This window comes from Staphylococcus sp. GDY8P57P (assembly GCF_017892585.1).
Lineage (GTDB): Bacteria > Bacillota > Bacilli > Staphylococcales > Staphylococcaceae > Staphylococcus > Staphylococcus borealis.
This window is the reverse complement of sequence record NZ_JAESLK010000007.1, coordinates 172,857-186,390: the sequence shown is the minus strand read 5'-3', so window position 1 is coordinate 186,390 and position 13,534 is coordinate 172,857. Positions and strand designations below refer to the sequence as shown.

Here is a 13,534-nt window from a genome sequence, read left to right as displayed (position 1 = left end):
CTAATCTTAGTATGTTTTTTAAAATGAAACAAGTGTGCATTATCTATTTAGTTGACAAGTCAACCAATACGTTATACAGTTAAATAGTTGATAGGTCAACTATGTGAGGTGAGGCAATGCGAAACGATAAAGAATTTGAGTATCGTGATATTAAATTTATTGGAAAATTATCATCGAAAATATATAGACGAGGCAATATTTATATTACAGAGCAGTTAAAGCCATACGGAATGAACTATATCCAGGTGATGTGTTTAGTTGCACTCTATATTGAGAATGGTATAAGACAAGAAACCATTGTTGAAGACATCGGTGTAGATAAAGCAAGTGTGAATCGAGCAATTAAGTATTTGGAAGAAAAGGGTTATATTACAAGAGCGCGTAATCAAGACGATAAAAGAGCGTATAATTTATTTCTTACGCCTAAAGCAATGGCATTTAAAGAAATAATTTGGGACATTTTAAGTAAATGGGAATTAATGATTTCCGAGGGTATTGATGCTCAAGAGAAAGCAATCGCTTTCGATGTCTTAAAGAAAATGTCGCTAAATGCAGACAAATATTATAAAAATTAAATGAATCAAGGAGTATATATCATGATTAATAAAGACAATATGGAACATGCAATTGTATGATCACTTGCGATAGGTTGGGAATTAGGATATCTTTCAGTCCTTTCTAAAGCAAATATCGATGTGAGACACGCAGATTTAGTCATTGGTACCTCTGGAGGTGCTCAAGCTGGTACGAGTTTAACATCTGAACAGAGTTGGGACGAGATTTATGAACAACAAATTGCGCCAAAAGCCAATGAAGCGCCACCAGTAGACGACATGTCTGATATTTTTGCCAGATATGCTCAAATAAAAAATAGTGCAAACACACCAAAAGAATGGATTGAAAATTATAGTGTCTATGCATTAGAGGATCACAAATTTAATGAAAGCGTCCATATTAATCGATTACAAAATAGAATTAAAGTATCCAATTGGCCTGAAAATCTGATGATTACGGCAGTAAATGCGAATAAAGCAGCGCGTGTTGCTTTAACTTCAGATAGTCAAGTCGACTTGCATAGAGCAATGGCCTCAAGTGGTTCATTACCTGGTGTGTGGCCGGCAACAACAATTAATGGTGAGAAACATTTTGATGGTGGTTGTCATTCTATGGAGAATGCCGATTTAGCTAAAGGTGCTAAAAAAGTACTTATCTTTGCGACAAATCTTCCTGTATCAACACCATACAAACTTGAAGATGCGATGAAAGCACTCGAAGAAAGTGGTTCAGAAGTTAAATTAATTACACCAAGTAAAGCAGTGTTCGATAAATTAAATGAACTCGGTGGCAATACTGTTAATCCAGCTATTAGACCTGACATTTTTAAAGCGGGGGAAGCACAGGCCCTTGAAGATGTAGAGATGATACGAAGCTTCTGGAATGAATAAGCCTGATTGGCTTCCAAAGCAATGAAGAAAATAGATATAAAAGGGGGAACGCAAACATGTCTAACCGTTTCGATCATGTTCGACCACCAAAGCAGTTTAAATATAAAGAAGGACAAACCATATTAAAGCAACAATATGATTTCGTCTGTGATAATCGAATTTATTTTAGTGAAACGATCTATCGAGATTTACATAATCATTCATATCGCTTGTATGTAAACGTACTTTCGCCAATTGGAGATTATGGTTTGGGATTAGATTTTAATGAAATAGATGCGATTTATAGCAAAGTGATTGAACCAAAATTAAATCATCAACTCATCAATGAGACGTTACCGGATATGAACACGACTGCTGAAAATATTGCGATGTGGATTTGGGATGAATTTGAACAACATCTTCCAGAACAAAATGATATGTATGAATTACAATTATTTGAGACTGACCGCCATGGGGTGAGTCTAAATCGTACAACAATGAAGCCGTAATATACAATTGAACACTATAAAAGTATGGTTCTCAAGGATGTATTTTCAATTAAGTGCTATTTATATTAGTATTTAAAATTTAAATATTTTGATTATATATAAAACATTGATATAATTAGTATAGTAGAAAGTCTACAATTTTTTATTTTGGAGGAACATATTTGGGGACCACATTTAGTCTTATTACTTTTATATTATTATTAGTCCTAACGGCTTTTTTCGTTGCAACAGAGTTTGCTATCGTGAAAGTCAGAGAAACAAGAATTGCGCAATTGTCTAATGCAGGAGAGAAGAAAGCAATCGCTGCTAAAAAAGTTGTCGATCATCTTGATGAATATTTAGCTGCCTGTCAATTAGGTATTACCATTACTGCACTAGGTATTGGTATGGTTGGGGAATCAACATTTGAATTTATTCTACATCCGTTATTCAGTAGTATCGGTATCCCTGAAGCGTGGATACATCCATTTACAATTGGTGGTGCATTTGTCATCGCGACATTTTTACACGTAGTTGTAGGTGAGATGGCGCCTAAGACCATTGCGATTCAAAAAGCAGAGTATATTACATTACTCTTTGCAAAGCCGATTATCTTTTTCTATAAAATAATGTATCCATTTATTTGGATATTAAATGGTGCAGCACGATTAATCTTGAAAATGTTCAACATGAAACCAGCTAAAGAAAGTGAAGTATTCCACTCTGAAGAAGAATTGAAACAATTAATTCAAGATAGCCATGAAGGTGGCGAAATTAATGACAGTGAATTACACCATATCAATCAAGCATTTAAATTCGATAATTTAGTCGCAAAAGATATTATGATCGATCAAGCACATGTTAAAACACTCAATTTAAATACGCATTTTGATGATGCGATTCAACAAATTAAAGTAGATGCGTTTACGAGATATCCAGCTGTTAAAGATGATCAAATCGTTGGTTTTATCCATTCCAAATCACTATTTAACGTGGATCAGCCATCTAAGCTAGAGACATTTGTTAATCCAATTATCAATATTAAACCGGATACGCCATTGAAGCATATCTTGGAAATAATGAAGAAGAAAAAAGTTCATATTGCCGCAGTTTATGACGATGCTGATTTCAAAGGAATCATTACTTTAGAGAATATTCTGGAAGAAATCGTAGGCGATATTGAAGATGAATATAATTAATGTGAACATAGTCTTATATAATTAATGTAATTGCTTATATTGACCCTATCATTGAGATTTGAAAGTCTGAATGATAGGGCTTTTTTTTTATGAATCGATTTAAAAAATTGACATTTAACTCAACTTGTAACTATAATGGTTACATGAGGTGAGAAGATTGAAAATTAGTAGTCGTTTTACTGTGGCTGTGCACATTTTAGCGTTAGTCAAACTAGAACAGTCGCAACCATTAACGTCTTCTTGGATTGCCAGCAGTGTGAATACAAATGCTGTCGTCATTAGAAGGTTAGTTAGTAAATTAAAACAAGCGAACTTAATTGAAACACAGCAAGGTAGTGGCGGTATTCAATTGTTGAAACCTTTAACGGACATTACATTACTTGATGTATATCAAGCGGTGGAAGTAGTAGAAGAAGGCGAATTATTCCAAATGCATGAAGACACGAATATGAATTGTGTTGTAGGTGCTAATATTCAAAGCGTACTTGAAATCATTCTCTTACGCGCACAAGATGCGATGGAAGGTGTCTTGGCAAATGTTACGATGGAGGATATCGTTTCAGGTATCTTGCAACAAAACGGATAAATCGTCATCCGTTATATCCAACTTGTAACTAAAATGGTTACAAGACAAAAGCAACAATACCAATTCACTATAACGACCTAATTGACGCATATCACCATTGAAATCACTATAAATACAAATAAGTGGAGGAATAAATAATGAAAATTGGCATTATCGGAGCAACAGGTAAAGTAGGAACTAAAGTATTACAAGAAGCAACACGTCGTGGTCATGAAGTGACGGCCATCGTCAGAAATGCGGCGAAATTAAATCACTCAGATGTCAAAGTGATTGAAAAAGATATTTTTAATTTAACAACAGAGGATATTAAAGATCTTGATGTCGTTGTTAATGCGTTTGGCGCACCACTCGGCGAGGAAGAAGCCCATGTTGAAGCAGGACGTGCGTTAATTGCATTATTAAAAGATGTAGATACAAGAGCGATTATTGTTGGAGGTGCGGGAAGTCTATTTGTGGATGAGGCACAAACAACTCGTGTCGTTGATACACCAGATTTTCCAGATGTTGTTAAACCGACAGCTAAAGGTCAAGGACGCAACCTTCAAGACCTTAAGGATGCAGAAGGTATCACTTGGACATTTGTAAGTCCATCTGCAGAATTTGATGCGGAAGGTAAACGCACAGGATCATATACATCAGGTAAAGATCAATTATTAGTGAATAGTCAAGGTAATAGTTACATTAGCTATGCAGATTATGCGATTGCGATTGTAGATGAAGCTGAAAATGCAGCCCACATTAATGAACGTTTTACTGTTGTTGGCGAACAAGCATAATTGATTAAACGAGCCATTTAAGACTAGTGGATATATTGTCTGAGTATAAATATACAAAGGGCGTGGAACAGAATGCTTTATGATTCATTGTTCCACGCCCGTTTTCTATGGCTAATACGATTGTTTTTAATGTATATCTTATTTCATTCCGGATTTCGCCATTTGGATAAAGGTCTTAGCTGCTCTGGATAATCGTTTTTTATCATTTTCTTTATATGCTAACACGACTTGATTGTAATAATGATGCGGGTTCAACTGGACAAACGCACCATTAAAACGATCAGATGTCATATCTTTAACGCTTTTAGGGACAAATGTGATAGCAATACCTTCATTTACGAGACGAAGCGCGTTCTCTACACTCACCGTTTCCATCATTACGTCAGGTACGACATGATAATCGTTTAAGATTTGATTGGTTAATTGACGTAACGTCATTTCAGGCTTTAGTAAGATGAATTTTTCATTATGCAATAAATGAAATGGGAATTTACCATCATCTGCATGGGCTTTTGCTTGGTCGATAAGGTCATGCCCAGGCGGTAACGCTAAATAGACATTTTCGGTATACAAAATATCATAAGATAAATCCTCAGTGTACAACGGTAAAATCGTTACACCGATATCCACTTTCTGATCGGAAACAATTTGTTCGATTCGATGTGCCACTTCTTCTACCAATTCAATCTCGACGCCAGGATAATGCTCGATAAACTTTGGCAAGATACTATAAAGCGTATGTGTAGCTAAAATTAGATTTACACCTATACGGATGCGTCCCTTTTTCAAATTAGAAATCGTCTGTAACTCATCGCGCATTTGCGTGTCGATATCCTCAATGTCGTGTAAATAATCTAGAAATCGTTCAGCTGAATAAGTGAGTTCTAAAGGATTACTGTCGCGATTAATCAAAGTAACGCCTAAGTCATTCTCAACTTCTTTAATATAACGACTTAAATAGGGTTGAGATATATAAAGATGTTTCGCTGCATGTGAAATACTGCCATAACGTTGAATAGCTTCTAAATATTGAATTTTATTTTTATAAGTCATGTAGATGACCGCCTTTCATCGTGCTATATATGGCTATAACTTTTTAGTTATGCATTTGATAGTTAAATACGTCTTTTACATTTAGGCTATAAGGTCAGATAATAGATTTAGACATAAAACAGACACATTTTCCAGAATGCGTATTGTTAATTTCATACCTTTGGGGGTGACATGATGGACATGATTGGAACGATAGGGATTGTATTAGCAATTCTTTTCATTATATATATGTCAGACAAGAACTATTCTATTTTAGTTATAGGTCCTTTGGCATCTATTATAGTCATTTTGACGAATAATTTACCATTTTTCGACTCATTAATTGGTACGAAAGCGTCATATATGACTGGGTTAGCAGATTTTATCGTTAGCTTCTTTGGCGTTTTTATACTTGGTTCATTATTAGCAAAATTTATGGACGACAGTGGCGCAGCACAATCTATCGCTGAAAAGATTGTGTCAAAAACAGGAACGAATAGTCCATATGCTATTTTAGTTGCCATATTCATTATTACAGCAATCTTAACATATGGTGGTATTAGTCTTTACGTCGTTGTATTTGTATTAATTCCATTAGCGAAACCACTTTTCAAAGAGATGGACTTAGCTTGGAACTTAATCGGTATTCCAGTTATGCTTGGTTTGGGTACATTTACCATGACTATGCTACCCGGTACACCTTCAGTACAGAATGTTGTACCAACTAAGTATTTAGGCACAACGTTAACAGCAGCACCGATATTAGGTATTGTAGGAGCGATTGTCGCAATTGTATTTGGTCTTTGGTATATGAAACATGCGTTAAATAAAAGTATCGCAAAAGGTGAATCTTTTGCAGACTATAATATCAAGGATATGCAATTTGACAAGAAGGAACAGACACCGCATTTTCTATTAAGTATATTACCAATTGTCGTGCTTATTGTGATGAATATCGTTGGTAGTGCAATGGGTATTTCCAATATTATACTGATCAGTTTAACGACAGCGATTATACTTTCAGCACTTCTATTCTTTAAATACATTCCAGTTAAAAGACAAGTGCTCAATGAAGGTGCATCTAATTCATTAATGCCAATGTTCCTTACCGGCTCAGCAATTGCATTCGGTACGGTTATTACATTAGCACCAGGATTCGAAACGATTCGCTCATTAATATTAAATATTCCGGGTAATCCATTAATTAGTTTAGCTGTTGCATCAGCACTATTTGGTGTGATTACAGGTTCAGCATCAGGTTCACTCGGCATTGTGTTACAAGCATTTGGTCAACACTATGTTGATATGGGCATTGATCCTGAAGTGATTCACAGAGTTGCAGCGATGTCATCATCAATATTTACAGTAATGCCTCACACAGGCGTTGTATTAACATTCTTTGCAATTACTGGTTTAACACATAAAAACGGCTTTAAATATTTATTCATTACAAATACCGGTGCCAACCTTTTAGCGCTGATCGTCATATTATTAGGCGTCATTATTTTTTAGGAAAAGGCAGCACCAAACACTTATAGGAGGTAATTCATTATGACAAGAAATGTAATCGTAACAGGTTCAGCACAAGGAATAGGATTTGCAATTGCGCAAGCATTTGATAAAGAACAGGATCGTGTGTTCATCTTTGATATGAACCAAGAAGCGGCAGACAAAGCAGCGAATGAATTAAACAATGGCGTTGCATACAAAGTAGATATTACAAACGAAGATGAAGTGTCACAAGCAATTAAAGACGTGAATAATCAATATGGTGCGGTTGATGTATTAGTTAATAATGCAGGTATTCAGCACATCGATAAAGTTGAAGATTTCCCATTAGATCAATGGAACAAAGTCATTGGTGTTATCCAAACAGGTACATTCTTAATGACTAAACACGTGTTACCTTCAATGAAACAACAACAAAGTGGACGTATTGTAACAATTTCATCAGCACACGGTGAAATGGCGGATCCATTTAAATCAGCTTATGTTGCTTCTAAATTTGCACAAATTGGTTTCACTAAAACAGTTGCGCTTGAAACAGTTAAAGACGGTATTACAGCAAATGCTGTGTTGCCTGGACCTGTGCGTACGTCATTAATTGAGAACCAATTAGCACACCTTGCAAAACAAGATGGTTCAACAGAACAAGAAGCAATGGAAAAATATATTACAGGTAAAATGCCTATGAACCGTTTATTAGAACCTTCAGAGATTGCAGCAACAGTTGTATTCTTAGCTTCTGAAGGTGCTACAGCGATTACTGGTGAAACAATCAGTGTATCTGGCGGTTCAAACGCATAATCATCAATTATTAAAAAAATTAAGAAAGGATGTATTTAAAATGGCAGAACTTAAAGAACAATTAATCGGAACTTGGAAATTAGTTAGATATCAAGATGAAGATAAAGATGGCAACATCTTCTTTCCACTAGGTAAAGATGCAACAGGATTCATTATGTATAATCCAGATGGTTATATGTCAGCACAATTAATGCAACAAGGACGTCAAGCTTATGAATCAGGTGACTTACACACAGGTACACAAGATGAAATGGCTGAAGCAGCACATGGTTACGTTGCATATTCAGGTCGTTTTGAATTAGACGAAGAAAATTCAACAGTGTACCACACAATGGAAGTGAGTATGAATCCAACTTGGTTAGGCGATACACAACCACGTTTATTTGAATTAGAAGGCGATACACTTAGCATTGTAAACGGCAATGTGCCTAACCAAAAATTAGTTTGGCAACGTGTGCAATAAAAATACTTTTCACGAAATGATTAAAGCGTGCATTTTAAAGGTAGACATGTTGTGAAAGCGATATGCGTGAGTCAATGTGATGCATAGCTTTCAATAATGGTTCTTTGCACATCGTATACAGAGATAAATCAAAGGGAGATGTTAAATATGAGATACAATGAGTTCGAAGGGAAAACAGTTGTTATCACAGGCGCAGCATCAGGAATTGGGAAAGCTACAGCATTAAAATTTGCTCAAGAGAAAGCTAACATCGTTATCGGAGATGTCGATGAACGTGCGCAACAAACAGCACAAGACATCAATGATAATGGTGGTCATGCAGTATTCGTGAAAACAGACGTTTCTGATCCAGAACAGGTACGCGCATTGATGCAAAAAGCACTTGATGAATTTGGTAGTTTGGATCACGCATTTAATAATGCAGGTATTTTAAATCAACCGAAAAAATTCGCTGATCTTGACCCTGAAACATTCGATAAAGTGATGAATGTTGACGTCAAAGGCGTATTCTTATCAATGAAATATGAATTAGAAAGCATGCTTAAAAGTGGTGGCGGCACAATTGTTAATACTGCATCAGTTGCCGGATTAATTGCTGACCCTCAAATGGGACCTTACATTGCTGCAAAACATGCAGTTGTCGGAATGACAAAATCAGCAGGTTTTGACCATGCAACAGATGGCGTACGTATCAATGCTGTTGCACCTGGCTTAACTGAAACAGAAATGACGAAAGATTGGAAAGATGATGATGAAAAATGGCAACAAATGATTTCAGGTGTACCAATGGCAAAAGCAGCACAACCTGATGATATTGCTGACATCGTATTATTCTTATCATCTGATTCAGCAAAATTCATGACAGCACAAGTTTACCTTGTTGACGGTGGTCAAACAGCACATTAGTACTCATATTTATAAGATTTAGTTGTAATGAGTCTAGGACATAAAAATATAATAATGCTACTTTGCAAATTTGCAGTAGCTGACTGAACTAAGAAGGCGCTTTTATCAAGCTTTTCTCAGTTCTAGTCATCCTTGCAGGAGTGGGACGACGAATTTAAGAAAATTCTGTCTCACTCCTTTTGCCTTTGTCTTTATATTATAAGCCATTATCGGTATAGTTAGGTTCAAACTATATTATAGAGAAAAGTGAGTGGATAACGATGTCAGCAAATATTTGTGCCTATTTAGGTGTATCTGTCGATGGTTATATAGCGGATCAATATGAAAGTGTTCAATTTCTAGAAGAGGTCGAAGGCGAAGGGGATAATGGTTATGCTCAATTTTATGACAGTGTCGATGTTGTGATCATGGGTGGGAATACATTTAGGTGGTTACTCGATAATGGCGTTAAGACAAATCCATATGAAGGTAAACGCGTCATCGTAATTAGTACGCAACACGTTACGATAGACTGGGATATTGAATTTTATAGTGGAGACCTAAAACAATTGTTTACGCAATTTAATAATGACGCACTGGTTTGGATTGTAGGTGGCGGAGCCTTAATTTCTGAGTTAGTGAATTTAAATATTCTAACATCAATGCGCTTAACGCTAGCACCTAACTTATTAGGTCAAGGTATCAGTTTGTTCAATGATATTAAGGATAACGTTTATTTAACGTTGCGTGATGTGACGCAATATAACCAATTTGTAGAATTAAATTATGACATTAATTACAAATAATAAAAAAATTTAAATCAATTTATTGTAATTCTTATTATAAGTATTGCTATACTTGTTAATAATATGCATAAAGGAGGGGAACGATATGTTTCTTGCATGGAACGAAATTAAACGGAATAAGCTGAAATTTGGATTAATTATAGGTATTCTTGTATTAATTAGTTACTTACTCTTTTTATTATCCGGCCTAGCGAGTGGTTTAATTAATATGAATACAGAAGGCATCAAGAAGTGGAAGGCAGATGCGATTGTCTTAAATAAAGATGCTAACCAAACTGTGCAACAATCAGTCATAAAAACATCAGACGTTGAAGGCAAATTTAAAGAAGAGGCGCCTTTGAAACAAATGGGCGTTATAGCATCAAATGGGGATAGTGAAGAGAATGCGCTACTCTTTGGTGTAACGTCAAATTCATTTTTGATTCCAAAGATTGAGGAAGGCAAAACATTTGATAAAGATAATGATGTCGTCATTGATCAATCATTGAAAGATAAGGGGTTCAATATTGGTGATACGATCAAGTTATCTCAATCTGATGAGAAATTACATATCGTAGGGGTATCAGAAAGTGCTAAATATAACGCTTCTCCAGTTATTTTTGCGAATAATAAAACGATGGAAAAAATCAATCCAGCATTATCATCAGATAAAACCAATGCTGTAGTCGTCAAAGATAGTAATTGGAAAGATAAAAAGGTTGATAGTGATTTAGAGGTTATAGGTATCGATGACTTTGTAGAAAACCTACCAGGCTATAAACCACAAAACTTAACAATGAACTTCATGATTACATTCTTATTTGTTATTTCTGCTACAGTCATCGGCGTATTCTTATACGTGATTACACTACAGAAAAAGAATTTATTCGGTGTGTTAAAGGCACAAGGATTTACAAATGGCTTCTTAATGAAGATGGTATTAGCACAAACCTTTATATTAGCCTTAATCGGAACGCTAATTGGTTTAATACTCACATTACTGACAAGTCTAGTCTTACCTGAAGCGGTACCTGTCCAATTTAATATTGGTACACTCATTATCTTTGGTATCGTCTTAATATTAACGTCACTTGTTGGTAGCTTATTCTCAGTACTATCTATTCGCAAAATCGATCCACTCAAAGCAATCGGATAAGGAGGTGCCACTATGTTAAAATTTGATGAAGTAACAAAAGAATTTCAAGATGGGAATCATATCATTGAAGCAGTTAAACCAACATCGTTATCTTTTGAAAAAGGTGAACTGATAGCCATTGTCGGCCCTTCCGGTTCTGGTAAGAGTACGTTTTTAACAATGGCTGGTGCGTTACAAACACCAACATCGGGTGAAATTTATATCAATGATAAGAAAATTTCGCAAATGAGTCAGAAACAATTAGCTAAAATGAGAATGAAGGAAATTGGTTTTATTCTACAAGCGACCAATTTAGTCCCATTCTTAACAATCAAGCAACAATTCCATTTATTGAAAAGTTATAAAAAAGATGTCTTAAGTACAGAAGAATACGATAAGTTGTTGAATGATTTAGGCTTAAAAGAAATTGAAAATAAATTACCTTCTGAGGTGTCAGGAGGACAAAAACAACGTGTCGCCATAGCTAAGGCGATTTATACGCAACCATCAATTATTTTAGCCGATGAGCCAACTGCATCACTTGATACGGAAAATGCAATGGCAGTTATGGAAATCTTAAAAGAACAATCTAAACAACGTCATAAAACGTGTATCATCGTTACTCATGACGAACGTTTAACTAAATTCTGTGATAAAGTCTTTCATATGGAAGACGGACGTCTAAAAGAAAAATAAATAAATGAAACACCCTCCGAGTAGGCTTTAAGTGCTCCTACTTGGAGGGTGTTTATAATAGGTTGAGATAACTTTAATCAACATCTATTTATCTTGTAATTCTCTCTCTAAATCAGTTTCATCTTCCATCGCGATGGTCGCTTTTTCAGATTCTTTTTTATATTTTTGATACATAATTACCAGTACAATTCCCCAAACTGGTGCAAAGAGTACAGCATAACGTGTACTACTATTGATCAGTAAAACAATAAAGATAAATGCGAAGAAGACAAGAATCGCATACGCCATATATTTGCCACCTGGCATTTTAAATGAACTCTCATTGTGTAATTCTGGGTTTCTTTTCACGAAACCTAGATAAGCAATCATAATACAAGTCCAAATCATAATATTAAGTACTGTTGAGAACGTTGTGATTTGAACGAATACTTTCGTAGCGTCTTTAAATATAGCGTTTAAGATAATCGCAATACTTAATAAACCACACGTTAATAAGATAGCGTAATATGGGACACCATGTTTATTCGTTTTATGTAAGAATGGCGGTCCTTGTTTTCTGCCGGCTAAACCGAATAACGTACGGCTATTAGCGAAAATACCACTATTACATGATGAAGCGGCAGCTGTTAATACAACAAAGTTAATAATTCCCGCTGCAAATGGAATACCAACTAAACCAAATAATTTAACATATGGACTTTCTGCAGGATCTAATTTAGTCCAAGGTACAACTGACATAATAACTGCTAATGAACCGATATAGAATATTAATATACGGAAAGGTACATTGTTAATTGCTTGAGGGATTGTTTTATATGGATTCTTAGTTTCTCCTGCAGTGATACCGATTAACTCAATACCAATAAATGAGAAGATTGCCATTTGGAAGGCCATTAAGAAACCAGAGATGCCGTTAGGGAAGAATCCACCATAACGCCAAATGTTCGATACACTTGCTGTACCGTAGTCAGTCTTCATTGCAAAGACAACCATCACAATACCTACAACAATTAACGCAATAATTGTTATTACTTTAATTAGTGATAACCAGAATTCTAGTTCACCAAATAGTTTGGCGCTGAATAAGTTCATGCCAACAAGTACAAGAATTGTAAATGCGACAGTTAACCAGTTCGGAATTGCTGGATACCAAAACTCAACATATTTCGCGACAGCTGTTACTTCAGCCATACCTGAAATAATCCAAGTGAGCCAATATGTCCAACCAACCATGAACCCTGCCATTGGGCCGATGTGATGATGCGCGATATCCCCAAATGATTTAAATCCTAAATTAGATAATAAGATTTCTCCCATTGCACGCATAAACATAAATAATACGAAACCAACGATAATGTATGTAAGTAAAATCGATGGACCTGCTAAATGAATGGATGCACCGGCACCTAAGAATAAACCAGTACCAATCGCACCACCAATTGCAATCAGTTGTATATGCCTATTGCTTAACTCCCTTTGTAATTTATCTGCCATAATGTTCGTCCTTTCATGAGTATATACATGACTTAAGGTTATGACTGACTATAGATACCCTTAATAATTAGTTAAATAATTGTATTAAATTATGTAATTAATTTTTTTGTTAAGATTAATGATACCCTATTTATTATTTTTTAATCAATTGATACTCAAATGTTCGGGCTATTTTAACAAGCGCAGATACGTGGATTGAAATCAGTGTGATACATCAAATCAGTGATTTCATTGGCGCTTTCGTTACTAAGGAAGACTGACGTG

At 35.3% G+C, this 13,534-nt stretch carries 15 protein-coding genes; 13 read left to right on the top strand and 2 right to left on the bottom strand.

From position 1 onward, the window contains the following. Positions 1–116 precede the first annotated feature (116 nt). The 6 genes from KA878_RS03675 to KA878_RS03650 all read left to right on the top strand — a co-directional run bounded on the left by KA878_RS03675 (position 117) and on the right by KA878_RS03650 (position 4,473). Positions 117–575 carry a MarR family winged helix-turn-helix transcriptional regulator gene (locus KA878_RS03675; protein ID WP_193838691.1) on the top strand — a complete coding sequence of 153 codons (459 nt, stop codon included), beginning with the start codon at positions 117–119 and terminating at the stop codon, positions 573–575. 69 nt (positions 576–644) lie between these two features. Beyond that, the gene (locus KA878_RS03670) at positions 645–1,445 is read left to right on the top strand and encodes a patatin-like phospholipase family protein (RefSeq protein WP_312883898.1); all 801 of its coding nucleotides are present in this window, start codon (positions 645–647) and stop codon (positions 1,443–1,445) included. A 56-nt stretch (positions 1,446–1,501) separates the two neighbouring features. Further along, complete coding sequence (locus tag KA878_RS03665) at positions 1,502–1,933, top strand: 6-pyruvoyl trahydropterin synthase family protein (RefSeq protein WP_193838692.1); 432 nt, start codon at positions 1,502–1,504, stop codon at positions 1,931–1,933. A 161-nt stretch (positions 1,934–2,094) separates the two neighbouring features. Further along, a complete protein-coding gene (locus tag KA878_RS03660; RefSeq protein WP_053030171.1) occupies positions 2,095–3,111 on the top strand; it encodes a hemolysin family protein in 1,017 nt (338 codons plus the stop codon). Positions 3,112–3,268: 157 nt separating this feature from the next. Next, positions 3,269–3,697: an Rrf2 family transcriptional regulator gene (locus KA878_RS03655; protein ID WP_193838693.1), complete on the top strand. Its 429-nt coding sequence runs from the start codon at positions 3,269–3,271 to the stop codon at positions 3,695–3,697. A gap of 137 nt (positions 3,698–3,834) precedes the next feature. Beyond that, entirely contained in the window at positions 3,835–4,473 is a 639-nt protein-coding gene (locus tag KA878_RS03650) for an NAD(P)-dependent oxidoreductase (protein WP_193838694.1), read from the top strand. Positions 4,474–4,611: 138 nt separating this feature from the next. Here the strand turns inward: KA878_RS03650 and KA878_RS03645 are convergent, their stop codons facing one another. Beyond that, positions 4,612–5,526, bottom strand: coding sequence for a LysR family transcriptional regulator (locus KA878_RS03645; RefSeq protein WP_193838695.1), 915 nt, complete (start codon positions 5,524–5,526; stop codon positions 4,612–4,614). A gap of 174 nt (positions 5,527–5,700) precedes the next feature. Between KA878_RS03645 and KA878_RS03640 the strand changes: the two genes are divergently transcribed. The 7 genes from KA878_RS03640 (at position 5,701) to KA878_RS03610 (ending at position 11,776) form a co-directional block, all read left to right on the top strand. Beyond that, on the top strand, positions 5,701–7,017 hold the full coding sequence (locus tag KA878_RS03640; RefSeq protein ID WP_193838696.1) for a GntP family permease: 1,317 nt from the start codon (positions 5,701–5,703) through the stop codon (positions 7,015–7,017). Positions 7,018–7,056: 39 nt separating this feature from the next. Then, positions 7,057–7,812 (top strand): 3-hydroxybutyrate dehydrogenase, encoded by a 756-nt coding sequence (locus tag KA878_RS03635; RefSeq protein WP_053030166.1) that lies wholly within the window; start codon positions 7,057–7,059, stop codon positions 7,810–7,812. A 40-nt stretch (positions 7,813–7,852) separates the two neighbouring features. After that, the gene (locus tag KA878_RS03630) at positions 7,853–8,275 is read left to right on the top strand and encodes a lipocalin-like domain-containing protein (protein ID WP_193838697.1); all 423 of its coding nucleotides are present in this window, start codon (positions 7,853–7,855) and stop codon (positions 8,273–8,275) included. A gap of 147 nt (positions 8,276–8,422) precedes the next feature. Next, complete coding sequence (locus KA878_RS03625; protein ID WP_193838698.1) at positions 8,423–9,181, top strand: SDR family NAD(P)-dependent oxidoreductase; 759 nt, start codon at positions 8,423–8,425, stop codon at positions 9,179–9,181. A gap of 260 nt (positions 9,182–9,441) precedes the next feature. After that, complete coding sequence (locus tag KA878_RS03620; RefSeq protein ID WP_193838699.1) at positions 9,442–9,966, top strand: dihydrofolate reductase family protein; 525 nt, start codon at positions 9,442–9,444, stop codon at positions 9,964–9,966. Positions 9,967–10,051: 85 nt separating this feature from the next. Then, positions 10,052–11,101 carry an ABC transporter permease gene (locus KA878_RS03615; protein WP_107629358.1) on the top strand — a complete coding sequence of 350 codons (1,050 nt, stop codon included), beginning with the start codon at positions 10,052–10,054 and terminating at the stop codon, positions 11,099–11,101. A gap of 12 nt (positions 11,102–11,113) precedes the next feature. Continuing rightward, on the top strand, positions 11,114–11,776 hold the full coding sequence (locus tag KA878_RS03610; protein ID WP_075109084.1) for an ABC transporter ATP-binding protein: 663 nt from the start codon (positions 11,114–11,116) through the stop codon (positions 11,774–11,776). 84 nt (positions 11,777–11,860) lie between these two features. On the opposite strand, the gene KA878_RS03605 is transcribed toward KA878_RS03610, so the two are convergent. Next, positions 11,861–13,270, bottom strand: a complete 1,410-nt coding sequence (locus KA878_RS03605; protein WP_193838700.1) for an amino acid permease — start codon at positions 13,268–13,270, stop codon at positions 11,861–11,863. Positions 13,271–13,534: the final 264 nt, after the last annotated feature.